At 57.3% G+C, this 25,064-nt stretch carries 37 protein-coding genes; 5 read left to right on the plus strand and 32 right to left on the minus strand.

Annotated elements, in window-relative coordinates; all coding sequences use genetic code 11:
• Positions 1–114 precede the first annotated feature (114 nt).
• The 26 genes from ACXYMP_RS11660 to ACXYMP_RS11785 all read right to left on the minus strand — a co-directional run bounded on the left by ACXYMP_RS11660 (position 115) and on the right by ACXYMP_RS11785 (position 16,969).
• On the minus strand, positions 115–831 hold the full coding sequence (locus tag ACXYMP_RS11660) for an ATP12 family chaperone protein (protein WP_458906438.1): 717 nt from the start codon (positions 829–831) through the stop codon (positions 115–117).
• Positions 828–1,517, minus strand: a complete 690-nt coding sequence (locus tag ACXYMP_RS11665) for an HAD-IA family hydrolase (protein WP_458906440.1) — start codon at positions 1,515–1,517, stop codon at positions 828–830. Before ACXYMP_RS11665 ends, ACXYMP_RS11660 begins: the two co-directional genes overlap by 4 nt.
• A complete protein-coding gene (locus ACXYMP_RS11670; RefSeq protein WP_298568952.1) occupies positions 1,514–2,563 on the minus strand; it encodes an RluA family pseudouridine synthase in 1,050 nt (349 codons plus the stop codon). The genes ACXYMP_RS11665 and ACXYMP_RS11670 overlap by 4 nt, the downstream gene beginning before the upstream one ends.
• Positions 2,560–2,937, minus strand: coding sequence for a fluoride efflux transporter CrcB (crcB, locus tag ACXYMP_RS11675; RefSeq protein ID WP_298568951.1), 378 nt, complete (start codon positions 2,935–2,937; stop codon positions 2,560–2,562). The genes ACXYMP_RS11670 and crcB overlap by 4 nt, the downstream gene beginning before the upstream one ends.
• Positions 2,938–2,991: 54 nt before the next feature.
• Complete coding sequence (locus tag ACXYMP_RS11680; RefSeq protein WP_458906442.1) at positions 2,992–3,585, minus strand: cytochrome b/b6 domain-containing protein; 594 nt, start codon at positions 3,583–3,585, stop codon at positions 2,992–2,994.
• 44 nt (positions 3,586–3,629) lie between these two features.
• On the minus strand, positions 3,630–4,952 hold the full coding sequence (locus ACXYMP_RS11685; RefSeq protein ID WP_458906444.1) for a replication-associated recombination protein A: 1,323 nt from the start codon (positions 4,950–4,952) through the stop codon (positions 3,630–3,632).
• A 60-nt stretch (positions 4,953–5,012) separates the two neighbouring features.
• Complete coding sequence (locus ACXYMP_RS11690; protein ID WP_298568945.1) at positions 5,013–5,624, minus strand: autoinducer binding domain-containing protein; 612 nt, start codon at positions 5,622–5,624, stop codon at positions 5,013–5,015.
• Positions 5,625–5,835: 211 nt separating this feature from the next.
• Entirely contained in the window at positions 5,836–6,258 is a 423-nt protein-coding gene (rplQ, locus tag ACXYMP_RS11695) for a 50S ribosomal protein L17 (RefSeq protein WP_298568943.1), read from the minus strand.
• A gap of 157 nt (positions 6,259–6,415) precedes the next feature.
• Positions 6,416–7,432, minus strand: coding sequence for a DNA-directed RNA polymerase subunit alpha (locus tag ACXYMP_RS11700; protein WP_298568941.1), 1,017 nt, complete (start codon positions 7,430–7,432; stop codon positions 6,416–6,418).
• 105 nt (positions 7,433–7,537) lie between these two features.
• Positions 7,538–7,927, minus strand: a complete 390-nt coding sequence (gene rpsK, locus ACXYMP_RS11705; RefSeq protein ID WP_298568939.1) for a 30S ribosomal protein S11 — start codon at positions 7,925–7,927, stop codon at positions 7,538–7,540.
• Positions 7,928–7,942: 15 nt separating this feature from the next.
• Complete coding sequence (rpsM, locus tag ACXYMP_RS11710; RefSeq protein ID WP_298568936.1) at positions 7,943–8,311, minus strand: 30S ribosomal protein S13; 369 nt, start codon at positions 8,309–8,311, stop codon at positions 7,943–7,945.
• Positions 8,312–8,598: 287 nt separating this feature from the next.
• Positions 8,599–9,243: an adenylate kinase gene (locus ACXYMP_RS11715; RefSeq protein ID WP_458906448.1), complete on the minus strand. Its 645-nt coding sequence runs from the start codon at positions 9,241–9,243 to the stop codon at positions 8,599–8,601.
• Complete coding sequence (secY, locus tag ACXYMP_RS11720) at positions 9,240–10,595, minus strand: preprotein translocase subunit SecY (RefSeq protein WP_298568932.1); 1,356 nt, start codon at positions 10,593–10,595, stop codon at positions 9,240–9,242. The genes ACXYMP_RS11715 and secY overlap by 4 nt, the downstream gene beginning before the upstream one ends.
• 106 nt (positions 10,596–10,701) lie before the next feature.
• Complete coding sequence (gene rplO, locus ACXYMP_RS11725) at positions 10,702–11,172, minus strand: 50S ribosomal protein L15 (protein ID WP_298568930.1); 471 nt, start codon at positions 11,170–11,172, stop codon at positions 10,702–10,704.
• A gap of 826 nt (positions 11,173–11,998) precedes the next feature.
• Entirely contained in the window at positions 11,999–12,187 is a 189-nt protein-coding gene (gene rpmD, locus ACXYMP_RS11730) for a 50S ribosomal protein L30 (protein WP_458906451.1), read from the minus strand.
• A gap of 12 nt (positions 12,188–12,199) precedes the next feature.
• On the minus strand, positions 12,200–12,769 hold the full coding sequence (gene rpsE, locus ACXYMP_RS11735) for a 30S ribosomal protein S5 (protein ID WP_298568926.1): 570 nt from the start codon (positions 12,767–12,769) through the stop codon (positions 12,200–12,202).
• Positions 12,770–12,888: 119 nt separating this feature from the next.
• Positions 12,889–13,248 (minus strand): 50S ribosomal protein L18, encoded by a 360-nt coding sequence (rplR, locus tag ACXYMP_RS11740; protein WP_298568924.1) that lies wholly within the window; start codon positions 13,246–13,248, stop codon positions 12,889–12,891.
• A gap of 11 nt (positions 13,249–13,259) precedes the next feature.
• The gene (gene rplF, locus ACXYMP_RS11745; RefSeq protein ID WP_298568922.1) at positions 13,260–13,793 is read right to left on the minus strand and encodes a 50S ribosomal protein L6; all 534 of its coding nucleotides are present in this window, start codon (positions 13,791–13,793) and stop codon (positions 13,260–13,262) included.
• Between the two features lie 10 nt (positions 13,794–13,803).
• Positions 13,804–14,196, minus strand: coding sequence for a 30S ribosomal protein S8 (gene rpsH, locus ACXYMP_RS11750; protein WP_275394163.1), 393 nt, complete (start codon positions 14,194–14,196; stop codon positions 13,804–13,806).
• Positions 14,197–14,209: 13 nt separating this feature from the next.
• Positions 14,210–14,515 carry a 30S ribosomal protein S14 gene (rpsN, locus tag ACXYMP_RS11755; protein ID WP_260518123.1) on the minus strand — a complete coding sequence of 102 codons (306 nt, stop codon included), beginning with the start codon at positions 14,513–14,515 and terminating at the stop codon, positions 14,210–14,212.
• A gap of 19 nt (positions 14,516–14,534) precedes the next feature.
• Positions 14,535–15,098, minus strand: a complete 564-nt coding sequence (gene rplE / locus ACXYMP_RS11760) for a 50S ribosomal protein L5 (protein ID WP_298568917.1) — start codon at positions 15,096–15,098, stop codon at positions 14,535–14,537.
• Entirely contained in the window at positions 15,098–15,403 is a 306-nt protein-coding gene (gene rplX, locus ACXYMP_RS11765; RefSeq protein WP_298568915.1) for a 50S ribosomal protein L24, read from the minus strand. Before rplX ends, rplE begins: the two co-directional genes overlap by 1 nt.
• A 1-nt stretch (position 15,404) precedes the next feature.
• Positions 15,405–15,773, minus strand: a complete 369-nt coding sequence (gene rplN, locus ACXYMP_RS11770) for a 50S ribosomal protein L14 (RefSeq protein WP_248368122.1) — start codon at positions 15,771–15,773, stop codon at positions 15,405–15,407.
• Positions 15,774–15,857: 84 nt separating this feature from the next.
• Positions 15,858–16,088, minus strand: coding sequence for a 30S ribosomal protein S17 (rpsQ, locus tag ACXYMP_RS11775; RefSeq protein ID WP_260518120.1), 231 nt, complete (start codon positions 16,086–16,088; stop codon positions 15,858–15,860).
• Positions 16,089–16,102: 14 nt separating this feature from the next.
• Positions 16,103–16,303: a 50S ribosomal protein L29 gene (rpmC, locus tag ACXYMP_RS11780; protein ID WP_298568911.1), complete on the minus strand. Its 201-nt coding sequence runs from the start codon at positions 16,301–16,303 to the stop codon at positions 16,103–16,105.
• Positions 16,304–16,483: 180 nt separating this feature from the next.
• Positions 16,484–16,969: a bacterioferritin gene (locus tag ACXYMP_RS11785; RefSeq protein ID WP_298568909.1), complete on the minus strand. Its 486-nt coding sequence runs from the start codon at positions 16,967–16,969 to the stop codon at positions 16,484–16,486.
• A gap of 121 nt (positions 16,970–17,090) precedes the next feature.
• On the opposite strand from ACXYMP_RS11785, the gene ACXYMP_RS11790 reads away from it, so the two are divergent.
• The 3 genes from ACXYMP_RS11790 to ACXYMP_RS11800 all read left to right on the plus strand — a co-directional run bounded on the left by ACXYMP_RS11790 (position 17,091) and on the right by ACXYMP_RS11800 (position 18,876).
• Positions 17,091–17,714, plus strand: coding sequence for a TIGR02466 family protein (locus ACXYMP_RS11790; protein ID WP_298568907.1), 624 nt, complete (start codon positions 17,091–17,093; stop codon positions 17,712–17,714).
• A 169-nt stretch (positions 17,715–17,883) separates the two neighbouring features.
• A complete protein-coding gene (locus ACXYMP_RS11795; protein ID WP_458906458.1) occupies positions 17,884–18,252 on the plus strand; it encodes a hypothetical protein in 369 nt (122 codons plus the stop codon).
• Between the two features lie 42 nt (positions 18,253–18,294).
• Positions 18,295–18,876, plus strand: a complete 582-nt coding sequence (locus tag ACXYMP_RS11800) for a hemerythrin domain-containing protein (RefSeq protein ID WP_458906460.1) — start codon at positions 18,295–18,297, stop codon at positions 18,874–18,876.
• Between the two features lie 691 nt (positions 18,877–19,567).
• Here ACXYMP_RS11800 and rplP read toward each other — a convergent pair.
• From rplP to rplB, 5 genes are read right to left on the minus strand one after another with little or no spacing between them, the layout of a single operon-like run.
• Entirely contained in the window at positions 19,568–19,981 is a 414-nt protein-coding gene (gene rplP, locus ACXYMP_RS11805) for a 50S ribosomal protein L16 (protein ID WP_298568901.1), read from the minus strand.
• 12 nt (positions 19,982–19,993) lie between these two features.
• The gene (gene rpsC, locus ACXYMP_RS11810) at positions 19,994–20,701 is read right to left on the minus strand and encodes a 30S ribosomal protein S3 (protein ID WP_298568899.1); all 708 of its coding nucleotides are present in this window, start codon (positions 20,699–20,701) and stop codon (positions 19,994–19,996) included.
• On the minus strand, positions 20,701–21,081 hold the full coding sequence (gene rplV / locus ACXYMP_RS11815) for a 50S ribosomal protein L22 (RefSeq protein WP_458906463.1): 381 nt from the start codon (positions 21,079–21,081) through the stop codon (positions 20,701–20,703). The genes rpsC and rplV overlap by 1 nt, the downstream gene beginning before the upstream one ends.
• 3 nt (positions 21,082–21,084) lie before the next feature.
• Positions 21,085–21,363 (minus strand): 30S ribosomal protein S19, encoded by a 279-nt coding sequence (gene rpsS, locus ACXYMP_RS11820; protein ID WP_246928015.1) that lies wholly within the window; start codon positions 21,361–21,363, stop codon positions 21,085–21,087.
• A 3-nt stretch (positions 21,364–21,366) separates the two neighbouring features.
• A complete protein-coding gene (gene rplB, locus ACXYMP_RS11825) occupies positions 21,367–22,209 on the minus strand; it encodes a 50S ribosomal protein L2 (RefSeq protein WP_298568873.1) in 843 nt (280 codons plus the stop codon).
• Between the two features lie 287 nt (positions 22,210–22,496).
• On the opposite strand from rplB, the gene xylB reads away from it, so the two are divergent.
• Both xylB and ACXYMP_RS11835 read left to right on the plus strand, forming a co-directional pair.
• Positions 22,497–23,948, plus strand: coding sequence for a xylulokinase (xylB, locus tag ACXYMP_RS11830; RefSeq protein WP_458906528.1), 1,452 nt, complete (start codon positions 22,497–22,499; stop codon positions 23,946–23,948).
• Between the two features lie 131 nt (positions 23,949–24,079).
• A complete protein-coding gene (locus tag ACXYMP_RS11835) occupies positions 24,080–24,367 on the plus strand; it encodes a hypothetical protein (protein ID WP_298568869.1) in 288 nt (95 codons plus the stop codon).
• A gap of 6 nt (positions 24,368–24,373) precedes the next feature.
• On the opposite strand, the gene ACXYMP_RS11840 is transcribed toward ACXYMP_RS11835, so the two are convergent.
• On the minus strand, positions 24,374–25,033 hold the full coding sequence (locus ACXYMP_RS11840) for a L,D-transpeptidase (RefSeq protein ID WP_458906466.1): 660 nt from the start codon (positions 25,031–25,033) through the stop codon (positions 24,374–24,376).
• Between the last annotated feature and the right edge of the window lie 31 nt (positions 25,034–25,064).

Here is a 25,064-nt window from a genome sequence, read left to right on the forward strand (position 1 = left end):
ATGGGAAAGAGTTTGAAAGATTTGATTTGTTTTCGTCAAGGGTAACATCATCAATTGAGATGATTAACCTAGGGGAAAGATACAATGTTAGCCTAACCTAAGGTATTGGTTGCGTTATGTTTCGCGGCGACAGGCCCGAAAAAACCAAGCGGCGTTCACAAAGTCGGCACGTTTCTTTTCAGAAAGCGCAGATGCCTCTTCGTCGCTTCCCCACTGTTCTTCTTGCCAAGCCTCATCCAGCCGAGCGATCTTCCATGCGTGTTCTACGGGCAGATATTCGTCCACAACGGCCAGTGCCAGCACCAGCGAACCAGAAATCGCCACGAGATCGTGGAAAGCCGCGAGTTCAAAATTCGTCAGTCTGTGGACACGATCTTTCAAAGGCACCAATGCACTCGCAGATTGGGGCTGGTGCATCACGCCCGCAACGGGCACCAGATGCGCACTCAATGCCTGTTTTGCCCAGTCAAGAACCGGATCCCATTGATCTGCCTGACGCTGCACAAGCTCTGCCGGCGAAGTCGCGCGATAGCACAGCAAATCACTGTCGCCATAGGCGGCCAGCATTTCGGCCACGTCCTTGAATTGAACCGCCACCTTGTCGATCGCCGAATTTGCCGTGCGAGTCACGGGCATCATCGCCGGGTCGATGATTTCGACCTGCGCGTCCCATTCGTTTGCAATCGCTTGGGCTAAGGTATGGGTTGGCACGACAAGCGGGGCTTTGGCCGGCGTTTTGACAGAACGACCGTCAAGTTCGACGGAATAACCCCCATCGACCTTGATGGTGTCTGCGTGGTTCCAAAACCGTTTCGCTGTCCAAACGCTCATCCCTGCCCCCAAAGCTGTGCCAGCGCAGCCGGCAGTTCGTCAAACGCCTCGATCAACAGATCGGCGCCAGCGGCCAAAAGCCCTTCACGCGGGTGATAGCCCCATGTCACACCAATCGTGCGAAAACCTGCGGCGTGTCCCATCTCGATATCGAAGCTCGTGTCGCCGATCATCACGGCCTGAACCGCCTCGGCGCCCGTTTCCTTCAGCGCAGCATGAAGCATGGACGGATGAGGTTTCGAAGGATGGTCGTCGGCTGTTTGGCTGGTCATGAAGAAGTGGCGCAAATCGTGCGCGTCATAGGCGTGGTCAAGCCCGCGCCGCGCCTTGCCAGTTGCGACGCCAAGCAGCACCTCATCCTGCGCGTGAAGCTGTTCCAGTGCAGCACGCGCACCGGGGTATAGTGGGGCGGCAGCCTCGCCCCCTTTTTCGGCGCGCAATTTGATGAACATGTCCTTGTATCGCTGAGCGGCGATTGCCACGTCGGCCTTCGACATCGCAGGTACAAGTCGCCCGATGGCTTGATCAAGCGACAAACCCACGATTGCCAGCACCTCGGCCCGCGTAGGCAGGGGCACTGCCATTTCGCCAAAGGCACGGTTCATTGCCTCGACGATGAAGTCCTGACTGTCGATCAGGGTGCCGTCTACGTCGAACACCACAAGACGCAAGGGCGTTTCCGTCATTCCAGATCCTCAAATGGATCGGCAGGCACATCACCGTCTTGCCAGCCCATGTAGTCCCACGTGCGCTGCATGTGATCGGGCAGCGGCGCGGTGATGGTCACGGGCTTGCCTGTGGCCGGATGGGTAAAGCTGATCGAGCGTGCATGAAGGTGCAGCTTCTTCGACAGCTCGCCACCCAGTTGGGCACCCCACCCATCACCAAGGTTTTCCTGACTGGACCCACCATATTTTCCGTCACCCGCGATCGGATGACCCAGTTCAGCCATATGGGCGCGCAATTGGTGGGTTCGCCCAGTGACAGGCACCAGCGCCACCCATGCAGCGCGGCTGGCGAGCGTCGTCAACACGGCGTAATCCGTGGTTGCGCGCTTTGCACCGGGCGTTTCGTCGACATGGCGCGGATGCACGCAGATCATCTTTTCAGCCTCGCCCTTGCCGCCATGACCCGGCGCCTTGACCAGCCCCCAGCGCAGCGTTCCCCAACGCGGTTGCGGCACACCGGCAACAAGCGCCCAATAGATCTTGCGGGTGTCGCGTGCACGAAAGGCTTGCGTCAGCTCTCCGGCCATTTTCTGTGTGCGGGCCAGAAGCAGCACGCCCGACGTGTCTTTGTCGAGCCGGTGCACAAGACGTGGCTTGTCCTCGCGGCCAAATTTCAGCGCCTCGGCCAGCCCGTCTACGTGGCGGGTCTGCTTGCTGCCACCCTGACTGGGCAGGCCGGGCGGTTTGTTCAGCGCGATGATATGCTCGTCACGATACAGAACGCAGCTTTGGATAAGTTTCGCATCGGCGTCCGACACACGGGGTTGCGGCTTGGGCCGGTCTCGATCTTCTCCGGCATCCGGCAGGGGCGGCAAGCGCACCTCAGTCCCCGGTCCAACCCGCGACGACGGTTTGACCTTGGCACCATCAACCCGGATTTCGCCCTTGCGACATGCCTTCTCAATTCGCCCCTGCCCGACATGTGGGAAGTTGCGCCGCACCCAGCGGTCAAGCCGCTGTTCGGCTTCATCTTCGGCGACCGTGATCGTTTGAACACCGCTCATGCCAGTACCATTCGGGCCACGAATAGCCCGCCCAAAAACCCAAGAAGAGACAGCACCACCGAGCCGACCACATAACCGCTTGCCGTTCCGATCTGGCCACGTTCAAACAACGTGACTGCGTCCAGCGAAAAAGCAGAAAAGGTGGTGAAGCCGCCAAGCACCCCGGTCATCAGGAATGGCGCCGCAGCTTGTCCCCCCTTACGCGCCAAGACCACAACCAGAACACCCATCAGGATCGAGCCAAGCACATTCACAACCATCGTTCCCGCAGGAAAGCCATGCCCCAGCGCCCGCGTCACCGCGTTTCCGGTCAAATACCGGGCCGAAGCGCCAATCGCGCCACCAAGAGCGACTTGAAGAAGGGGTGTCATCATGGGGCTTAACTCGGATGCACGGGGCCGGTTGTCAAGCATTGCGTCTGTTTTTGGCTAGGCCTCAGGGTGGTCCTCGCGCACTTCTTTCCAGCCGGTGATCATAGGGCGGACCAGATCCTCGCCTTTCCAAAAGCGGTAATACAGAATTGCGCCAAGATGCAGGACCACAAGGGCCAACAGGAGCTTGGAAGAAAGCCGGTGCGTGTTTGCCGCCCAGCGCGCGGTGTCAAAATCCACCCAACCGGCAAGCGGTCCGGCATTCACGAAATCATCGGGATCAGCAAACAGCCCCGTCCCCACTTGCAGCGCCAAAACCGCCAGCATCGCAAAGACCGATAAGGCGCCAACCGGGTTATGTCCCGGCCAATGGCTTGGCACGCGTTTTGTCATGCGTTTGACATAGGCCCATGTGGCGCGTGGCCCGTAGATGAACGACCGAAAGCGGATCGGCTTAGGCCCCCGAAAGCCCCAATAGAGCCGCAGAGCCAACAAGCCAGCGACGGTGTAGCCCATGTAATAATGCAAGGACAGAACCGTCGGGCCAAACCGACCCAGGAACCAACCCGTCACGACAGCAATGACCAGCGACCAGTGAAACAGGCGTGTGACCGGGTCCCATATCCGTTTTTTAGGTGCGCTATGTTCCATCGTGGCTATTTCTTTCCATTTGGCTTGCCGCCTTGCGCCCGCACTTATTCGCTGCGCTTCGTCCTCAGGCGCGCAAAATAATCGACGCGCTTCTTCAATTCCCGCTCGAACCCGCGCTCAACCGGTAGGTAATAGACACCGCGCTTCATCCCGTCGGGAAAGTAGTTCTGGCCGGAAAATCCGTCCGGCGCATCGTGATCATAGGCATAGCCTTCGCCATAGCCCTGATCCTTCATCAACTGGGTTGGCGCGTTCAGGATGTGACTGGGCGGCGGCTCTGATCCGGTTTTTTTCGCCGCTGACATTGCCGATTTGTAAGCGGCATAGGCAGCGTTCGATTTCGGTGCCAATGCCAGATAGGCGACGGCCTGTGCCAGTGCCAACTCTCCTTCAGGGCTGCCAAGACGTTCGTAGGTTTCCCATGCGTCAAGACACACGCGATGGGCTTGAAGGTCTGCTAGCCCGATATCTTCGACCGCCATCCGCGTGATGCGCCGCGCCAAATAGCGGGGGTCTTCGCCCCCGGTCAGCATCCGCGCCAACCAGTAAAGCGCCGCATCCGGGTCCGAGCCGCGCACAGATTTGTGCAGGGCCGATATCAGGTTGAAATGCTCATCCCCGGACTTGTCATAGATGGCCGCGCGGCGCATCAGCCGGGACGACAGCCCTGCGACATCCAGCTTTTCGTCAACATTCCAGGCTGCGACTTGTTCGACCAGGTTCAAAAGGGCCCGACCGTCTCCGTCCGCCATTTCAAGCAAGGCTTCGCGCGCCTCGCCTGTCAGCGGTAGCGCCTGCCCCAATTCCTGCTCTGCCCGCTGAACCAGACGTTCAAGATCCGCGAGCGTCAAACGCTTCAACACCAAGACCTGCGCGCGCGACAAGACAGCCGCGTTCAGCTCGAACGATGGGTTTTCAGTCGTGGCGCCGACCAGAAGGATGGTGCCATCCTCCATATGCGGCAGAAACCCATCTTGCTGCGCCTTATTGAAGCGATGGATTTCGTCAACGAACAACAGCGTGCCCTGCCCGTTGGACCGGCGGTGACGGGCTGCTTCAAAAACCTTGCGCAGCTCGGGCACACCGGTGAAAATCGCGCTGATCTGGATGAAATGCAGATCGGTTTCGCGCGCGAGCAGGCGCGCTATCGTCGTTTTGCCAACCCCCGGCGGACCCCAAAGAATCAATGACCCAAGGCTGCCTGACGCCAACATGGTGCCCAACGGCGCATCCGGCCCCAAAACTTGCTCCTGCCCGATCACGTCACCCAACGACTGAGGGCGCAATCGATCCGCAAGCGGTCGCGGGGCGGGTTTACCGCCCTCACGTTGCGTGTCATTTTCCGTGGTATCGAACAGATCTGCCATAGAGCAAATCTAAGGGGCCGCGCCACCGGTTGAAAGATGTAATGATGCGGTTTGGCTGCATCAGAGCAGATTGTATTCCTGCGCGCGCTGAATGGCTTCGGCGGTCGTGCGCACAAACAGCCGCTCGCGCGCGCTGCGCAACCGCGCTTTGAATGCGCTTTCCGATATGCCAAGCAACGCGGCCGCTTCAGCGTGGCGGCTGCCCTTGGCGATCAGCCGCAACGCCATGCGCTGTGCCGCTGTCAGTTGCTCGGGCGGCGTGGATCTATCATGTAGGTCACAAACGATTTGGTGGATCGTAGCGATCTCTGCGTCGGAAAATTCCCGATCTTCGCGCGCAAAACCACAAATGGTGCGCGACGAGGTGGGGCCGTGTGCCACCGCTATACCGTATTTCAAGCCAAAGTTGGCCGCTTGCGCCAAAATCCCATGAGGGTCGGGCAGGTCAAGTTCGCTCCACCGGATGGTGCCGGCATTGCCAAACCCCCAGAACACCATTGGATCCGCAAGCATATAGCCCTTTTCGGTGTAAATCTGGCTCCAACGCGGGTCGTAGGTTTGGATCATGATATGCGCCGAGGCATAGCGAATATGCAGCCCCAGAGCATAGCCCTTTGGCGCCAAGTCGGACAACTTGGCCAACCCCTGATCCAGTCCAAAATGTTCTTCCATTGATGGTTCGATTCCCAAACCCCTGCACCTATCCTTTTAGACAGTGGGGGCAAAGTCAAACAACCATTAATTGTATTTTAACGCCTTTTTGGCCTCATCGCTCGAAAAGGCGTCGAATTCAACGCGCGCGCGATGCCGCCCCTTTGAAACGAAAAACCCCGCGCCAACAAGAGCGCGGGGTTCAAGAAAACCGAACAAATCGGCGAAGTGCTTAAGCGTTTTCCGCTTCTTCCTCTGCCTCAAGGCGGGCACGATCAGCAGCGCCTTTGGCGTCGGCATCGCGGTCAACGAATTCGATGATCGCCATCGGCGCCATGTCGCCATAACGGAAGCCAGCTTTCAGAACGCGAACATAACCACCTTGGCGCTCAGCGAAGCGCGGGCCCAGAACGTCGAACAATTTGGCGACGTGCTGGTCTTGCTTCAGACGCGACGCAGCCTGACGACGGGCGTGAACGTCACCGCGTTTGGCCAGCGTGATCATTTTTTCAATGATCGGGCGCAGTTCTTTTGCTTTCGGCAGGGTCGTCTTGATCTGTTCATGTTCGATCAGCGAACCGGCCATATTTGCGAACATCGCCTTGCGGTGTTCATGTGTGCGATTCAGGCGGCGGTAACCACGAGCGTGACGCATTTTCTTAATCCTTCTTTGGTGCTCTTAGGTGAGCGGTGCTTTGTCCGAGAACCGATGCGTGTCGGTCCCTCTCCTTGGGGCAGGATTGCCCAGATATTCCCCTCATCAAGAGGGCATTTTTGGGGGCCAGATACCCGGCCCCCGAAACAGAGTCAAATCAGAACTGGTCTTCGAATTTCTTCGCCAGTTCTTCAATGTTCTCAGGCGGCCATTCCTCGACATCCATGCCAAGGTGCAGACCCATGCCCGAAAGCACTTCCTTGATCTCGTTCAGCGACTTGCGGCCGAAGTTCGGAGTGCGCAGCATCTCGGCTTCGGTTTTCTGGATCAGATCGCCAATGTAAACGATGTTGTCGTTCTTCAGGCAGTTTGCCGAACGCACCGACAGCTCCAGCTCGTCCACTTTCTTCAGCAGAAGCGGATTGAACTCGAGCCCATCGTCTTCGTCCTGACGGCCAGCGGCTTCCGGCTCGTCGAAGTTCACAAAGATCGACAGCTGGTCCTGAACGATGCGCGCGGCAAAAGCCACGGCGTCTTCCGGGGTGACCGAACCATCGGTTTCCAACTTCAGTGTCAACTTGTCATAGTCCAGAACCTGACCTTCACGGGTCGGCTGAACGTCATAGCTGACCTTCTTGACCGGCGAATAGATCGCATCGACCGGGATCAGGCCAATCGGCGCATCTTCCGGCTTGTTCTTGTCCGACGCGACATAGCCCTTACCGGTATTCACGGTCAGTTCCATAAACAGATCGGCGCCATCGTCGAGGTGACAGATCACGTGATCCTTGTTCAGAATCTCGATACCAGCGGTTTCCGAGATGTCACCAGCAGTGACAACCATCGGGCCTTTGGCTGAAATCGACAGGCGCTTGGGCCCTTCGACTTCCATGTTGATCGCGACACCTTTGAGGTTCAGAACGATGTCGGTCACGTCTTCACGCACGCCGGCAACCGAGCTAAACTCGTGCAGCACGTTGTCGATCTGCACCGACGTTACAGCCGCACCTTGCAGGCTGCTCATCAGCACGCGGCGCAGGGCGTTGCCCAAGGTCAGACCAAAGCCACGCTCCAGCGGCTCGGCTACAACAGTTGCCTGCCGTGCGGGATCATTGCCCGGCTTAATGTCCAGCTGTGTCGGCTTGATCAATTCAGCCCAATTTTTATGGATCATGCGTCCCTCCATACCAGTCCTGTCCCCATGTCCAAAGGGCAGGACGCCCGAGGTTAAAATGACGGAAAACCGGGCGGCGACTATCGCAGCCCGGTGAAAACTTGATTATACGCGGCGGCGCTTCGGCGGGCGGCAGCCGTTGTGGGCAATCGGGGTCACATCACGGATCGAAGTGATGTTGAAGCCGACAGCAGCCAAAGCACGCAGAGCCGATTCACGGCCCGAACCGGGGCCTTGCACTTCGACTTCCAGCGTCTTGACGCCGTGTTCCTGGGCCTTCTTGCCAGCATCTTCTGCCGCCATCTGAGCCGCATAGGGGGTCGATTTGCGCGAACCCTTGAAGCCCATGGTGCCAGCCGATGACCAGGCAATTGCGTTGCCTTGCACGTCCGAGATCAGGATCTTTGTGTTGTTGAACGAAGAGTTCACATGAGCAACGCCAGAGGCAATGTTTTTACGCTCTTTACGCTTGGTACGAGTCTTTTCGCGAGCCATTGGTCAAACCCTCCCTTATTTCTTCTTACCGGCAATAGCCTTTGCGGGGCCTTTGCGGGTACGAGCGTTGGTGTGAGTACGCTGACCGCGCACAGGGAGGTTGCGGCGATGACGCAGGCCGCGATAGCAACCAAGATCCATCAAACGCTTGATGTTCATCTGCGTTTCACGACGCAGGTCGCCTTCGACGGAATAGGTCGCGTCAATGTGCTCGCGAATGGCAAGGACTTCCGCGTCCGACAGTTCGTTGACACGACGGGTTTCGTCGATCTTGACTGCTTCGCAAATGGCTTTGGCCGAAGTATGACCAATTCCGGTGATATATGTCAGGGCGATCGGGACCCGTTTGTGGGTCGGGATGTTTACGCCGGCGATACGTGCCACGTGTCACTTTCCTTTTCGTTGCGGTTCCGTAGCTCCGGAACCTTTTTTCACAACGGAAGCCCGCCGGATTTTTCCTGCGGGCCGCGCTGAATTTCTGGTCTGGCGGCCTAGGGGAGCGACCCCCGAACACACGCCGATTCCCATTAGGGATGGGGTGACTTAGATGGGAATGCCTTGGGCGTCAACCCGTCATGTCCTTCGGGCCGGGGATTCCGGCATCCATCCCAAAAAAAGAACAAGCGCCGCTTGAAACTTGCGGCGCTTGGGTTGTTCTTGGTCGGAAAAGATCAGGCGTCCAGAACGCCCGCGATTTCGGCCTTCACCTCGTCAATCTCGCCCAGCCCATTCACCGACTGCAAGTCGCCCTTGGCATGGTAATACCCAATCAACGGCGAGGTCTTCTTGTAGTATTCCATCAGGCGCGTGCGCAGGCTTTCTTCGTTGTCGTCTGCGCGGCGCTTGAAATCAGTTCCACCGCAGTTCGCGCATTTGCCATCTGCCGGGATTGGCTTTGAGATATCGTTATATCCCTCGCCGCAAGTGCCGCAGGTCGACCGGGCCGTGATCCGCGATACCAACGCGTCATCATCGACGCGCATTTCGACCACCGCATCTAGCTTGGCTCCATGCTTTTTCAGCAATGCGCCCAACGCATCCGCTTGGGCCAATGTGCGCGGGAAGCCGTCAAAGATGAAACCGCCCGCTTGGTCACCTTCCAGCTTCTCGTCGATCAGGCCGATGACGATCTCGTCTGTGACAAGCTCGCCCGCATCCATGATCGCGGCAACCTTCTTGCCCATCTCGGTGCCCGAGGCTTTTGCCTCACGCAACATGTCGCCGGTCGACAGTTGGATCATGCCACGCTCATCAACCAGGATACGGGCTTGCGTGCCTTTGCCGGCACCGGGCGGTCCAAGCAGAATGATGTTCATCGACGCGACGGAGCCTTCTTCGAGCGTTTCTTGCCGCGAAGCTGCGACTTCTCGATCAGACCCTCATACTGGTGCGCCAGCAGATGCGACTGAACCTGTTGGATCGTGTCCATCGTCACCGACACCACGATCAGCACCGAGGTGCCGCCGAAGTAGAACGGGATTGCCAATTGGCTGCGCAGAATTTCCGGCAGAAGACAAACAGCGGCCAGATAGCCCGACCCCAGAACCAGCAGTCGTGTCACGACATAGTCCAGATACTCGGCAGTCTTTTTGCCGGGGCGAATACCGGGCACGAAACCATTTTGGTTCTTCAGATTGTCGGCGACCTCGTCCGTCTTGAATGCGACTTCCTTGGTGTAGAAGAACGTGAAAAACACGATCATCGCCGTGAAGAACAGCAGATACAGCGGTTGGCCGGGACCGAAATAGGCAAGGACGGTCGACATGACCGGGCCTGCCTGACCGGACGAAAAGGTCGAGATCGTGGTCGGCAGCAGCAACAACGCCGAGGCGAAGATCGCAGGGATAACCCCTGCCGGGTTCACCTTGATCGGCAAGTGGCTGGAGCCACCGTCATAGACCTTCATGCCGACCTGACGGCGCGGATATTGAATGTGGATCTTGCGCAGCGCGCGTTCCATGAACACCACGAATGCAATCACCGCAACGATCATTACCATGACGCCAATGATCACCGCGGGGCTGATGGCGCCTGAGCGGCCCGAAGCCAGGAATTGGCCCAAAGCGGCCGGGATCTCGGCGACGATGCCGACGAAGATGATCAGGGAAATACCGTTGCCGATACCGCGCGCCGTGATCTGCTCGCCGAGCCACATCAGGAACATGGTGCCGCCCACAAGGGTGATCACGCAAGCTGCGATGAAGAACATGCCGGGGTCGGTGACCAGATCACCAGCCTGAAGGCTATTTGCCAAAGCAAATGCCTGCCCGGTCGCCAACAGCACAGTGCCATAGCGGGTGTATTGGTTGATCTTCTTGCGGCCCTGCTCGCCTTCTTTCTTCAGCTGCTTCAGCGGTTCCCACATGGAACTGAGAAGCTGCACGATGATCGAGGCCGAGATGTAGGGCATGATGCCAAGGGCAAACACACCCATACGGCTCAGCGCGCCACCGGTGAACATACCAAGCACGCCAGCGATGCCGGACTGGGCTTGCTCCATGAATTCCCGCAGGGCTGCTCCGTCGATCCCCGGAATGGGGATATACGTGCCGATACGATAGATGATCAGAAGCCCGATCGTGAAGAAAATCCGCTGTCGAAGCTCGGTCGCCTTACCAAAGGCGCCCCAGCTCATGTTTGCGGCCATTTGTTCTGCTGCAGATGCCATAAGGCCCCCTAGATCCAAGTAAAACGCCGCCGGACCGTTCCCGGCTCCGGCGGCGCTTGAAAACATAGCAAGATATGTAAGGGGCAGCGACGCCCCTCACAAGGTCTTATTCAGCTGCAGCCGGAGCAGCGACGGTCAATTTACCGCCAGCTTTTTCGACAGCTTCAACAGCCGATTTCGACGCGCCGGTTACGGTGATGGTGGCTTTGGCGGTCAAGTCGCCCTTCGCCAGCACGCGAACACCGTCCAGCTTGCGGCGCACCAGACCCGAAGCAACCAATGTGTCTTCGGTGATGTCTTTGGCGTCCAGCTTTTTCTCGTCGATGAATTTCTGGATCAGACCCAGGTTGATCACAGCGAACTTCTTGCGGTTCGGCTTGTTAAATCCACGCTTGGGCAGACGTTGATAGAGCGGCATTTGGCCGCCTTCGTAGCCTTTGATGGCCACACCCGAACGGGATTTCTGACCTTTGATACCGCGGCCACCCATTTTACCGGTGCCGGAGCCCGGACCACGGCCAACGCGTTTGCGGGGTTTGGTTGCGCCGGGATTGTCGCGCAGTTCGTTCAGTTTCATGTCGCTTCTCCTTGCCGGAACTGACCCATGAAGCGTAGGGGGCCAAACACGGCTTTTCTTGGTTTTGATTCTGTGACGCAACACGCCACCGGGGGCGTATAGACCCAAGTAGACCGCCACGCAAGCCTTGCATCGGCAAGATCGCCTGCCAATGGAGCGGAAGGACTAGGAGGGCGTTCATGTTGGTCGCCCAGAAAAACAAGTGGCGTGCTGGCGAACACAATGGAGCGGGCCGGCCTGATCAACACCCGCGATTGGGAGCGGCCGGGGTGCGGGGAGCCGTTAAGGGCAGTGCCTGACCCTGGGGGGGGGCGAAGCGCCCTCCCAGGGCGAGGGTCGGGCGCTGCCCGGCGATGCCGGGTGAAATTAACAGCTTCGAGGCGTCTGTGAAAATTCGGTGTTCCAGCAGAGGTCTGTCATTTCGTTCGATGCCACTTTTGCACGGTGGCAAAGACCAGAAAGATAATCAATGAAGCAGCCGACCAGACCAGTTGCAGAAAGAACCCCATAAACGCAGTGAGATCGGAGCCTACTGGCAGTTCTCGCTCATACAGTTGTTTCAAGAGAAGCTGCTCCAGACCGATGATCTAAAACGTATATCCATTCAGAAAAAGCCAAGGCCAAAACCGCTTCAAAACAAATGGCGCAAGCAACGTGATGAGTGGATTAATTGGCATCACCAAGAATGCGACAAAAGCCTCAGCGTCAAAAAAAAAGAGCATTCCACATAGACCAACCCAATCAATTGCCAGTGGCGTAAAAGAAACACCCCGGCCATCTCTGACCGGGGTGCTTTAAATCTTCAAGAGATGGTCTAAGCCTTAGCTCAGCCCTTCTCCTCGATGATTTCAACCATATGCGGGATCTTGGCGATCATGCCGCGCACGGCTGGGGTGTCTTCCAGCTCGCGGGTCTTGTGCATCTTGTTCAGGCCCAGGCCGACCAGCGTTTGATGCTGCTTGGCGGGGCGGCGGATCGGAGAGCCGATCTGCTTGACGACGATGGTTTTGGCCATGGATCAGTCTCCTTACGCGTCTTCGGCTTCGGCAGCTGCCGGAGCTTCAGATTTTGCACCCAGGATGTCGGCGACCTTCTTGCCGCGACGTTGAGCGATCATGCGGGGGCTGGATTCTTTTTGCAGCCCGTCGATGGTGGCGCGGATCATGTTGTAAGGGTTCGCAGACCCCAACGACTTGGAAACCACGTCTTTGATGCCCAGCATTTCGAACACGGCACGCATCGGACCACCGGCGATGATACCAGTACCTTCCGGGGCGGTCCGCATAACAACTTTACCAGCGCCATGACGGCCTTCGATATCGTGGTGCAGGGTGCGGCCTTCACGAAGCGGCACGCGGATCATTTGGCGCTTGGCTTGCTCGGTGGCTTTGCGGATGGCCTCGGGGACCTCTTTCGCTTTACCTTTACCAAAGCCGACACGGCCTTTTTGGTCGCCAACAACGACAAGCGCGGCGAAGCCAAAGCGCTTACCACCCTTAACGGTTTTCGATACGCGGTTGATCGCAACCAGACGATCGGCGAATTCCGGAGTTTCATCGCGGTCGCGACGGCCCCGGCGGTTATCACGTTCTGCCATCAGGCATTCCTTTCATGGTGGCGCGGTATGGCGCCTTTATTGTCAATCCTGGTGGGCCACGCGACGGATCGAGTGGCCCCCGGATCATCGGGAGGGCGTCACCGCCCCCCACAGGTTTCTTAGAACTTCAAGCCGCCTTCACGCGCAGCGTCGGCCAATGCCTTCACTTTGCCATGAAACAGGAAGCCACCGCGGTCGAAATAGCAGTCTTCGACACCGGCTTTCTTGGCCCGCTCTGCGATCGCAGCGCCCACTTTCGTGGCCGCATCGACGTTGTTTTTGCCAACCACGCCCAGATCCTTCTCGAGAGAAGAAGCCGAAGCCAGAGTGACGCCATTCACGTCGTCGATCAGCTGAACGCTGATGTTCTTGTTCGAGCGATGCACCGACAGGCGCATTTTGCCCACGTTGTGCTTGCGCAGTCTGTTCCGGACGCGCAGGCGGCGCTTGAGGAACAGGGTCCGTTTGCTGTTTGCCATCTGTCTGGTCCTTACTTCTTCTTACCTTCCTTGCGGAAGATATACTCGTCTTTGTATTTGATACCTTTGCCTTTGTAGGGCTCGGGTTTCCGCCAGGCGCGGATGTTGGCCGCGACTTGGCCGACGAGTTGTGGATCAATGCCTTCAACGACGATTTCGGTCTGCTTCGGAGCGGTCACGGTGACGCCCTCCGGTGGAACGAAATCAACGTCATGCGACAGGCCAAGGTTCAGCTTCAGAACATTGCCCTGCATTTGGGCACGGTAACCAACACCGTTGATTTCCAGCTCTTTCTTGAAACCGTCGGTGACACCGGTGACCATGTTGGCAACCACTGTGCGGCTCATGCCCCACTGCTGACGGGCGCGCTTGGACTTGCCACGCGGCGCGACGTTCAGCTGGTTGTCCTCTACGGTGATGGTGACATCATCGGTTGCGGTGAAGCTCAGGACGCCTTTCGGGCCCTTCACTTCGACGGTCTGACCAGACTGCGTGACGGTTACGCCAGCAGGCAGCTCGACCGGTTTTTTACCAATACGAGACATACAGACCTCCTTAGAAGACGGTGCAAAGCACTTCGCCACCAACATTCTGGTTGCGAGCGTTTGCATCGGACATGACGCCTTTGGGGGTCGAGACAATCGAAACGCCAAGGCCCTGACGGACCTGCGGGATGTCTTTCACGCCCATATAGACGCGACGGCCAGGGGTCGAAACCCGCTGAAGTTCACGGATAACCGGAACACCGTCAAAGTATTTCAGGCTGATTTCGAGGGTGGGGTGCCCACGCTCGTCTGTGCCTTTTTCGTAGCCGCGGATGTAGCCTTCGTCAGCCAGAACATCCAAAACCCAAGCGCGCAGCTTGGAAGCCGGTGTCGAAACAACCGATTTGCCGCGCATTTGCGAGTTGCGGATACGGGTGAGCATATCGCCGATAGGATCGTTCATATCTATCTCTCCCTTACCAGCTTGATTTCACCAGGCCGGGGATTTGGCCATTCGAGCCAAGTTCCCGCAGCGCGATCCGCGACACTTTGAGCTTACGATAGTAAGCGTGCGGACGACCGGTCAGCTGGCAACGGTTGTGCAGCCGGGTCGCCGAGCTATTGCGCGGCAGTTTTGCAAGCTTCAGGCGGGCGGTGAACCGCTCTTCCATCGTCTTGCTCTCATCGTTTGCGATCTCTTTCAGCGCAGCACGCTTGGCGGCGTATTTTTCCACCAGCTTCTGACGCTTCTTCTCGCGTTCGATCATTGCTTTTTTAGCCATGTCTATTCCTTCCCGCGGATCAGCTGTTAAAGGGCATGTTGAAATGCTTCAGCATGCTCTTTGCTTCCGCGTCGGTTTTCGCGGTGGTGGCAATTACGATATCCATGCCCCAGTTTTCATCGACCTTATCAAAGTCGATTTCCGGGAACACGATGTGCTCTTTCAGGCCCATGGCATAGTTGCCACGGCCGTCGAACGAGTTACCCGAAACGCCACGGAAGTCGCGGATACGGGGCATCGCAATGGTGATCAGACGGTCCAGAAATTCATACATCCGGTCGCCGCGAAGGGTCACTTTCGCACCCAGCGGCATTTCCTCGCGAACGCGGAAACCAGCGATGGATTTCTTGGCTTTCGTCGACACGGCCTGCTGACCAGCAATCGCGGTCAGGTCAGCCACAGCGGACTTGGCTTTCTTCGAGTCACGAACAGCTTCGGCACCACAGCCGATGTTCAGAACGATCTTGTCCAAACGAGGGATCATCATTTCGTTCTTGTAGCCGAACTCTTCCTTCAGGGCAGCACGGATGCTGTCCTTGTAGGCTGCCTTCAAGCGGGGGGTGTAGTTTGCGGTATCCAGCATCAGACAGTCTCCCCGGTCGATTTGGCGAAACGCACTTTCTTGCCGTCTTCCTCGCGGAAGCCAACGCGCGTTGCTTTGCCGTTTTTGTCCAGAAGGGCCAGGTTCGACAATTGGATCGGCATCGCTTGCGGGATGCGGCCACCTTGTGCGTTCTGGCTCTGGCGGGTGTGGCGGATTGCGATGTTCACACCATCAACGATGGCTTTGCCGGCTTTCGGGTTAACCGAGGTGATCTCACCTTGCTTGCCCTTGTCTTTGCCAGCCAGAACGACAACCTTGTCGCCTTTTTTCAACTTAGCAGCCATCTTACAGCACCTCCGGAGCCAGCGAGATGATCTTCATGAAGTTCTTCGCGCGAAGTTCGCGAACAACCGGGCCGAAGATACGGGTTCCCATAGGCTCGTTGTTGTTGTTCAGAATAACCGCGGCGTTGCGGTCAAACCGGATGGCAGTGCCGTCATCACGACGGACTTCTTTGGCGGTGCGAACGACGACGGCCTTACGGACATCACCTTTCTTAACGCGACCGCGTGGAATGGCTTCCTTAACCGAGACGACAATGATGTCGCCAACGGATGCGTATTTACGCTTGGAACCACCCAGAACCTTGATGCACTGAACACGGCGAGCGCCGCTGTTGTCAGCTACATCCAGATTTGTTTGCATCTGGATCATGTGGTTTCTCCCGACCTTTGGGGCGCCGATGCTTGGCGGAACCCCCAGGGTTTCGACTTGTTAAGTCGTCCGGGAAGGCTTGTTTTAGCCTTCCAGAACTTCCCAACGCTTGGTTTTCGACTTCGGCGCGCATTCAATGATGCGAACGGTGTCGCCAGCCTTATAGGCATTCTTCTCATCGTGAGCCCGATACTTCTTGGACTTACGGATGGTTTTCTTCAGAACCGGGTGGGTGAAGCGGCGTTCAACCGACACGGTGACTGTTTGTTCGTTGGCGGCGCTTGTTACAGTGCCTGACAGGATACGTTTGGGCATTCTCAGGGCTCCTCTTACTCAGCCGCAGCTTTGGCTTGTTCGTTCAGAACGGTTTTGACGCGAGCAGCGTCGCGACGGACCTTACGCATACGGGCAGTGTTTTCGAGGGCACCAGTGGCCTGCTGGAAACGCAGGTTGAAAGCCTCTTTTTTCAGATCGGCCAGTTGCTCACGCAGCTGATCCGGCGTCTGATCACGCAGTTCCTTGGCGTTCATTCGCCTTTTCCTTTCCTTGCACCAGAGAGCTCTGCCCTTGTTGTTGGCAGGTCACCCCATGTCTGGTGGGTGAATGTCAAAACACACGAATCCCGTTGCCGGAATCCGTGAGATGTGGGTCTATATGAAACAACAGCGCTTATAGCAACAGCAAAGCGCCTGTTTCTGTTCAGATAGCGATTAAGTTTCTTCTTCGGTGGTGCCACTGACGAATTTGGACGCATAGCGTTGCTCGCCGATCCGCTCGATCAGGCTCAGCTGAAGCTCAAGCCATCCGCGATGTCCGACTTCGTCAATTGCGATCTCTTCGAACAGGGCTTTTGTCGCCAGGTCGTCTGCATCATAGGCAGCCTTGGAGGATTGCGTATAGAACGCGATGGCCTCTTTCTCGTCCTTCAAGTCGGCTTCGAACATTTCCTTCAACGTCTTGGCTGTTTTCGGCGTGGCGGCAAAGGCAATTTCCGGCTCACCACCCAGTTCCAGAATGCGTGTCATGAAGCGGCTGGAATGGACCAGCTCTTCTTCAAACTCGCCGCGCATCGTCTGAGCCAGCTTGTCCAGCCCCCAATCATCCAGCACATGGGCGTGTAATTGATACTGGTGTGCTGCGGTCATCTCCATTTGAAGAGCTGCATTCAAGTGTTTGCAAATCGTTTCGTTAGACATGTCCCAACTCCTTTTTCCGTGTTCCCCCTCAACGTAAGCATCTGCAAAATGCCTTCAACCAGCGTGCAAATATGTCGCATTAAGGCTCGCCCATTTTTGGCAACTGTTCTACAACGCCCCCATGCCCAAAATATCCTCCCTCTTCGTGACCCGCCTTTACCACGCTCACCTGTCCGAGTTTGACCCGAAGGTCAGCCAGGACGAGCTTTATGACAGCTGCTATTCTATCGCCGAGGATGACGAGGCAGGACAGGAATGGTGCGAGGCCGAGGGGTATCCCGGCTACACCTCCTATGCCTCGCTGACCGACCTGCCTTGGCGGTTCCCGATCTTCAAGGATCTGGTGGACAGCTTGGACAGGCATGTCGCGGCCTTTACCGAGGATCTGGAGTTCAATCTGGACGACCGCGAGCTGGTGCTGGAAGACATCTGGATCAACATTCTACCCCCCGGAGGATACCACTCGGCCCACATCCACCCGCATTCCGTGATCTCGGGCACCACCTATCTGGCCTTGCCCGAAGGTGCGGGCGCGCTGCGCTATGAAGACCCCCGTCATGCCATGATGATGGCCGCCCCTCCGCGTCGCAAGGACGCCCGCGAGGATCTGCAAAGCTTCATCACCAAACGCCCCGCCGAGGGCGATGTGCTGTTGTGGGAAAGCTGGCTGCGCCACGAGGTGATGCAGAACACGGGTGACGAAGAGCGGCTGTCGGTGAGTTTTAATTATAGATGGGGTGAGTAGGCGCGTTCATCAGAGCCTTCTACGGCGGAAAACCGCAACCCGTGTTAGATGCCTAGCACGTGATATTGTATATCAACCCAGCCCTGCGCAATTTCACTCCAATTGTAAGCTGAAAGATGGCGGTCCGTAATCTATCTAGGACCGCCTCAACTAACGAACGGAGAGAATGATGAATACCATTGCGAAGGCTGCTTTGGTCCTTGTTCTGGTCCCATTGATGGCGACGGCAAGTCTTGCCGGAAACGGCAAGGGCCACGGTAAGGTAAAAGGCAACGCGACCAACAAGGGCGTCGCCACAAAGTGGTGCCCACCCGGACTGGCCAAAAAGAACCCGCCCTGCATTCCACCGGGCCTCGCGAAACCGCGGATTGGCGATGATCTGGACGATTATGAGTATTATCACTTCACCGATTACGACCGTTATCGGCTTGACCCAAGCTATCGCTACTATCGTGTGGGAGAGATGATTTATCGCGCCGATCCGACGACTTTCAGAATTCTTGAAGTGATCGGCCTGATGGATGAATTATTGCGCTAGTGCTCCGTGGTCGTTGTGGCCCGCGGTGCGGTAGAGGACACCATGAACACGCTTCACGACACACCACTGGCGGACCTGACGGTTGAGTTTGGCACGCGCCCGGAAATGCCTGCCCTGCCCGAGGCAACTGAACAGGACCGCCGTATGGGCCGGCGGTTGGCCGCGATCCATCGGATGCATCTGAATGATGTGGGTCGGATCGGGATTGTGTTGGACAGGATTGAGGTAGATGAGGCGTCGGGTGAAGACCTTTCGGCTGCACTCCTCTCGGCTAGTTTCGCACAGAATGTCCGGCAGTTCGGATCACTCTGCGGGCGGGAATGCAAAGTGCTGACCTTCCACCACGACGCCGAGGAATATAGCCTGTTTCCCGAGCTTGCAGGCAAAGGTAACGACGCCCTGCGCGCCGTGGTCGCGCGGTTGGTCGAAGAACATAAGGTCGTGCACGAGTTGCTGATCCGGCTTGAACGCGCCGCGATGGCGCTAATGTTCGAGGTGGACGCAGAAAAGTTCAACGAGGCCCGTGCGGTGTTCCGACAGCTGGAAAGCGTTGTGCACTCGCATTTCGGCTATGAAGAGACCCAACTGGAAGAGGCGATTGGGGTCTTGGGGGTTGGGGTGTAGGACCACGCCGCGCGCGCCTGCCTAATACGACCCAACAAAGGGCCACGCCCGACCCTGGGTGAGCGTTTCACCAACGCTGCATTACGCGCGGCAGCTCTTCAATCACAACGGTGCAATTGTCTGGAATGCCGCAATACGCCCTCCCGGGGGGGGAGGGTCGGGCGTGGCCCGTGCTGGCACGGGACGGTGTTCGCCAAATTGATTTAAGTACCTATTGCCTACCAAAAACAGAATGAAGACCGCTCGTTCACCCAACACGCTTCATTGCGAATGAGATCGAACTGACTGTTGTGTGCATGGCTCGCGTATGGCTCTCCGTTCCAGAAGACTTCCCCAACACCTTTCGACACCACATTCAGATGCCCCCAGAATTGGCCATTGTAAGTCTTAAAGTGAAACGACCCGTCTCTTTCGCTAGGTGTGAATTCGCAGATCCCGTCCACAAATCGCGTTCCGTCTTCTATGACAAGGCATTTGGCCTCACGACCGACGCCGATCTCGGCTGTGGCCGATTGAAGGGTTGCGGCAAGAACGAATGGAACAAATACAAGGGATCGCATAGCGGACACTTTCAAATAGATTAATTTCACCTAGAGATAGAAGTGTCACCTCAAACAATCCAGCAAAAACCCCCGCCGATTTCTCGACGGGGGTTTTAATCATTTCACCAGAATTTTCGCGTCAGCGAAAATTACCAGTCCTCACGAACCACAATGCGCGATTTGATTGGCAGCTTCATCGCGGCCAAACGCAGGGCTTCACGCGCCACGTCGTCCGTTACGCCATCAATCTCGAACATCACGCGACCCGGTTTCACACGGCACGCCCAGTAGTCCACGGAACCTTTACCTTTACCCATACGGACTTCGGTCGGTTTCGAGGTCACCGGAGTGTCCGGGAAGATGCGGATCCAGACACGGCCCTGACGCTTCATGTGACGCGTCATGGCACGACGAGCGGCTTCGATCTGACGGGCGGTTACGCGTTCAGGCTGGAGAGCCTTCAGGCCGTAAGTGCCGAAGTTCAGATCCGATCCACCTTTGGCCAGACCTTTGATCCGACCTTTGTGCATCTTGCGGAATTTAGTACGCTTTGGTTGCAGCATATCTCAGGCTCCTTAGCGACGGCCGCCAGCGCCACGAGGCGCGGGACCTTCCTGAAGCTCTGCCTGGCGACGATCACGAGCAGCAGGGTCGTGCTCCATAATCTCACCTTTGAAGATCCAGGTTTTGATGCCGATGATGCCGTAAGGCGTCATTGCTTCAGCATGTGCATAATCGATGTCAGCGCGCAGAGTGTGCAGCGGCACACGGCCTTCGCGATACCATTCGGTCCGCGCGATCTCGGCACCACCAAGGCGGCCCGCGACGTTTACACGGATGCCCAGAGCGCCCATACGCATTGCGTTCTGCACGCCGCGTTTCATGGCACGACGGAAGGACACACGGCGCTCAAGCTGCTGAGCGATCGATTCTGCGACCAATGCGGCGTCCAGCTCGGGCTTGCGAACCTCAACGATGTTGAGATGCAGTTCCGAGTCCGTCATCTTGGCGATTTTCTTGCGCAGAGTTTCGATGTCTGCGCCTTTCTTGCCGATGATGACGCCGGGGCGGGCAGTGTGGATCGTGACGCGGCACTTTTTGTGCGGACGTTCGATGATCACACGGCTGATGCCGGCTTGCTTGCATTCGGTTTTGATGAAGTCACGAATTTTCAGATCTTCCATCAGAAGATCGCCGTAATCTTTCGTGTCTGCATACCAGCGGCTGTCCCAGGTGCGGTTGACCTGAAGGCGCATGCCAATCGGATTTACCTTTTGACCCATTAGGCTTGCTCCTCAACTTGACGCACCTTGATGGTGAGTTCCGAGAACGGTTTGATGATTTTGCCGAAACGACCACGGGCGCGCGGACGTCCGCGTTTCATGGTCAGGTTCTTGCCGACATAGGCTTCGGCGACGACCAGTTCGTCAACATCCAGATTATGGTTGTTCTCGGCATTGGCGATGGCGGACTGAAGGCATTTCTTCACGTCCTGCGCGATCCGCTTGTTCGAGAAGGTGAGGTCCGTCAGGGCCTTGTCCACCTTCTTGCCGCGGATCATGCCAGCAACCAAGTTCAGTTTCTGCGGGGACGTACGAAGCATGCGGGTTTTCGCCATTGCTTCGTTATCGGCCACGCGGCGGGGATTTTTATCCTTACCCATGGCTTACTTCCTCTTCGCTTTTTTATCAGCCGCGTGACCGTAGTAGGTCCGCGTCGGCGAATACTCACCGAACTTCTGGCCAATCATGTCTTCGGTCACATTCACAGGGATGTGCTTGTGGCCGTTATAGACGCCAAAGGTCAGACCCACGAACTGGGGCAGAATGGTCGAACGACGCGACCAGATCTTGATGACCTCGTTTTTACCCGACTCGCGGGTTTTCTCGGCTTTTTTGAGGACGTAAGCGTCAACAAAAGGGCCTTTCCAGACAGAACGTGCCATGTGTTAGCGGCCCTTCTTCTTGGCGTGACGCGAGCGGATGATCAGCTTCGACGACGCCTTGTTCTTATTGCGGGTACGTGCACCCTTGGTCGGCTTACCCCAAGGGGTAACCGGGTGACGACCACCCGAGGTCCGACCCTCACCACCACCGTGCGGGTGATCTACAGGGTTCATAACCACACCACGGACGCTGGGGCGGATGCCTTTGTGGCGCATACGACCGGCTTTACCGTAGTTTTGGTTCGAGTTGTCGGGGTTCGACACGGCACCAACGGTGGCCATGCATTCCTGACGCACAAGGCGCAGTTCACCCGAGCTCAAGCGGATCTGAGCGTAGCCACCATCACGACCAACGAACTGAGCATACGTGCCGGCTGCACGAGCGATCTGGCCGCCCTTGCCTGGCTTCATCTCGATGTTGTGAACGATGGTACCAATCGGCATGCCCGAGAAGGGCATCGCGTTGCCAGGCTTCACGTCGGCTTTTGCCGATGCGATCACCGTGTCACCAACAGCCAAACGCTGCGGGGCAAGGATGTAGGCCTGTTCGCCGTCTTCGTATTTCACGAGGGCGATGAACGCGGTCCGGTTGGGGTCATATTCGATCCGCTCAACTGTAGCGGCGACGTCAAACTTGTTCCGTTTGAAGTCAACGATGCGATAGAGACGCTTCGCACCACCACCACGGCGGCGCGACGTAATCCGTCCGGTATTGTTCCGACCACCCGATTTCGTCAGACCCTCTGTAAGGGACTTGACTGGGCGACCTTTCCAAAGCTCCGAACGGTCGATCAGAACCAGCCCACGCTGGCCTGGCGTCGTCGGTTTGTACGACTTGAGTGCCATGCTTTCTGTCTTCCGTTTGCTTTGCGGCAGTTTCCTGCCTCGTTTACAGGGCCCCGAAGGTCCCCAAATTCCAAATATCATGGGCCCCGGAACGAATCCGAGGCCACACGATTGGGGGGATGTATCAGGGAAGGTTGGGGGTGTCTATAGTGCGTGGCGTTTTCAGCCGGCTGTTTTACGGGTCAAGCAGCACACCCTGACTTTGTGCCTGCCGTCTTCTCTATACGCAAGGCGAAGGTTGACCTAAAACAGTGGTCAAGTGGAGCGGGCGGGGTGTGAACGCGATGATATTTCTGGGAATCGATCTGGGCACATCCGCGATCAAGTTGCTGGCGATTGATCCGGAGCAGAAAACCATCGCAACCCATACGGTTCCTCTGACAGTGACACATGCTCACTCCGGCTGGTCTGAACAGACCCCTTCGGACTGGATTGACGCACTAGAGACCGGGCTTGATGCGCTGAAGTTGGAAATCGGTTCGGCAATGAGCGATATCAAAGGTATCGGTCTGTCGGGGCAAATGCATGGCGCAACCTTGCTGGACAAGACAGGCAAGGTTCTACGGCCATGCATTCTTTGGAATGACACGCGCAGCCATGTCGAAGCCGCAGCGCTGGACGCTGATCCGCAGTTCCGTCGGATCACTGGCAATATCGTCTTTCCGGGCTTCACCGCCCCCAAGCTGGTTTGGCTTCAGAAGCACGAGCCAGAAGTTTTTGGCCAAATCGCGCAGGTTCTTCTGCCAAAAGATTATTTGCGGCTCTACCTGACCGGCGAATACGCGTCCGAAATGTCAGATGCCTCTGGCACCGCGTGGCTGGATACTGGCGCGCGGCAGTGGTCGGAACAACTGCTTGGCGCATGTGATCTGACCATAAATCAGGTGCCAAAGCTGATCGAAGGCACAGAGGCCTCAGGACGACTGAAGCAACAGCACGCAGACCGCTGGGGAATGCAGAGAGATGTAGCAGTCGCAGGCGGTGCGGGCGACAACGCGGCTTCTGCTATTGGTTTGGGCACAGTCACAGAAGGCTCAGGCTTTTTGTCACTTGGGACATCGGGCGTCTTGTTCGCTGCGACAGAGGCTTTCCGCCCTGCCCCGGAAACCGCCGTTCACAGTTTCTGCCATGCATTGCCCGACACATGGCACCAAATGGGTGTTGTGTTGTCTGCCGCATCGGCGCTTGGCTGGTGGTCGAACATCTGCGGTGTCGCCCCGGCCGCGCTGATCGCCGATCTGGGAACCGACCTGAACCCGCCCGGTTCCGTCACCTTCCTTCCCTACCTCGCGGGCGAGCGGACGCCCCATAACGACCCTGGTATGACCGCCAGTTTTTCCGGGTTAACGACTGCAACTTCAAGAGCCGAACTGACCCAAGCCGTCTTGGAGGGCGTCGCTTTTACCTTCCGGGAGAACCGCGACGCCTTATCCGCGGCTGGCACACAAATAGATCAGTTGATCGCGACCGGTGGCGGCGCGCGTTCGCAATATTGGCTTAAGCTTCTTGCAAGTGTCCTTGATATTCCCGTCTGGCTACCCACCCAAGGTGATCTTGGCGCAGCTCTTGGTGCGGCACGCCTGGGGATGATTGCAAGCGGCAGCGCGTCAGTTACACAAGCCTGTATTGCGCCGCGTATAGCTCACGCGTTTCAGGCGGATCGCAACCTGCAAGCCCCCTTGATGCAGGCATACGAAACATTCGTCGGCGACCGGAAGGCGCTCTTGCGGGGGTGTTGAAGTCAATAGTGCCGCGTGTTCCCTTGCAATACTGGCCCGCGCGCGCGCCAGATCTTCCCTTTCAAATCCCACTTCCCCTTTGATCCTAAATCGACCATCCTGCCCATGAAGAAGTCTGTGGGATATTTGTGATGAAGAAGATGGTTTTTTTGTCGGGCAGCGCGGTATTGCTGCTTTCGGCCTGTGTCAGCCCTGAAGGGGTAAGCGGCAATACGAACACACGGTCGTTTGCCGAAGTGCCGGAAAACGTGCGCGCGATTGCCGGGCCCGGTCAGGATCTGAGCGATGTGCGGATCAACAACGCGGACGGGTGCTTCGTGTATCGCTACAACGGCCCTGTCGAGACAACTTACCTGCCGCTGCGCAACCGCAAAGGGCAGCCGATCTGCGCCAAGCGTGACACCCCTGCTGAGGCCTGATTGCAATCAGTTGCGTGCGGTGACGATCTCTGTCGGGTAAAGGTGCGCGGTCACGCCGGTGTTCACCTGATCATACAGCCCGATGATATGCGCCATAACCATGCGCACACAGCCGGAACTGGCCCGCCCGCCGATAGAACGCGGTGCCGGAGAGCCATGGATGCGCAGATAGGTATCGCGGTTCCCTTTGAACAGGTAGAAGGCGCGCGAGCCCAGCGGGTTCTTCGGCCCACCATCCATGCCCTCTGCAAGCGGTCCATAAACATCGGGATCACGCTCGATCATGTCCTTGGTCGGAATCCATGTGGGCCATTTGGCTTTGCGACGGATCGTGTAGACACCCGGCTCGTACAGATTGCCACGCGCGATCGCTACCCCATACCGCATCGCTGTGCCGTTGTCGCGGATGTGGTAAAGATAGCGCGCCACGGCATCGACATGGATGTCGCCGGGTTTCAGGCCAGCATTCGCCTCGACCAATTGCGGCAGAAAACGCGGATGCAAGCCCCACGGGTTCGTCGTAGCAGGATCGTAATTCGCAGGCGTCACCTGTGCGTCATAGGCAGCCCATTTCGAACGGTTCGACACAGGCCCGGCAAAAGCGGGCGCAATGGGGGCCGAAAACATCGCGGCGGATGTGATTACGAAGTGGCGTCTGGTCAACATAGGCGAAACCCTCATTTCACGATGAGTCGAT

It is taken from the genome of Aliiroseovarius sp. CAU 1755, from assembly GCF_054482655.1.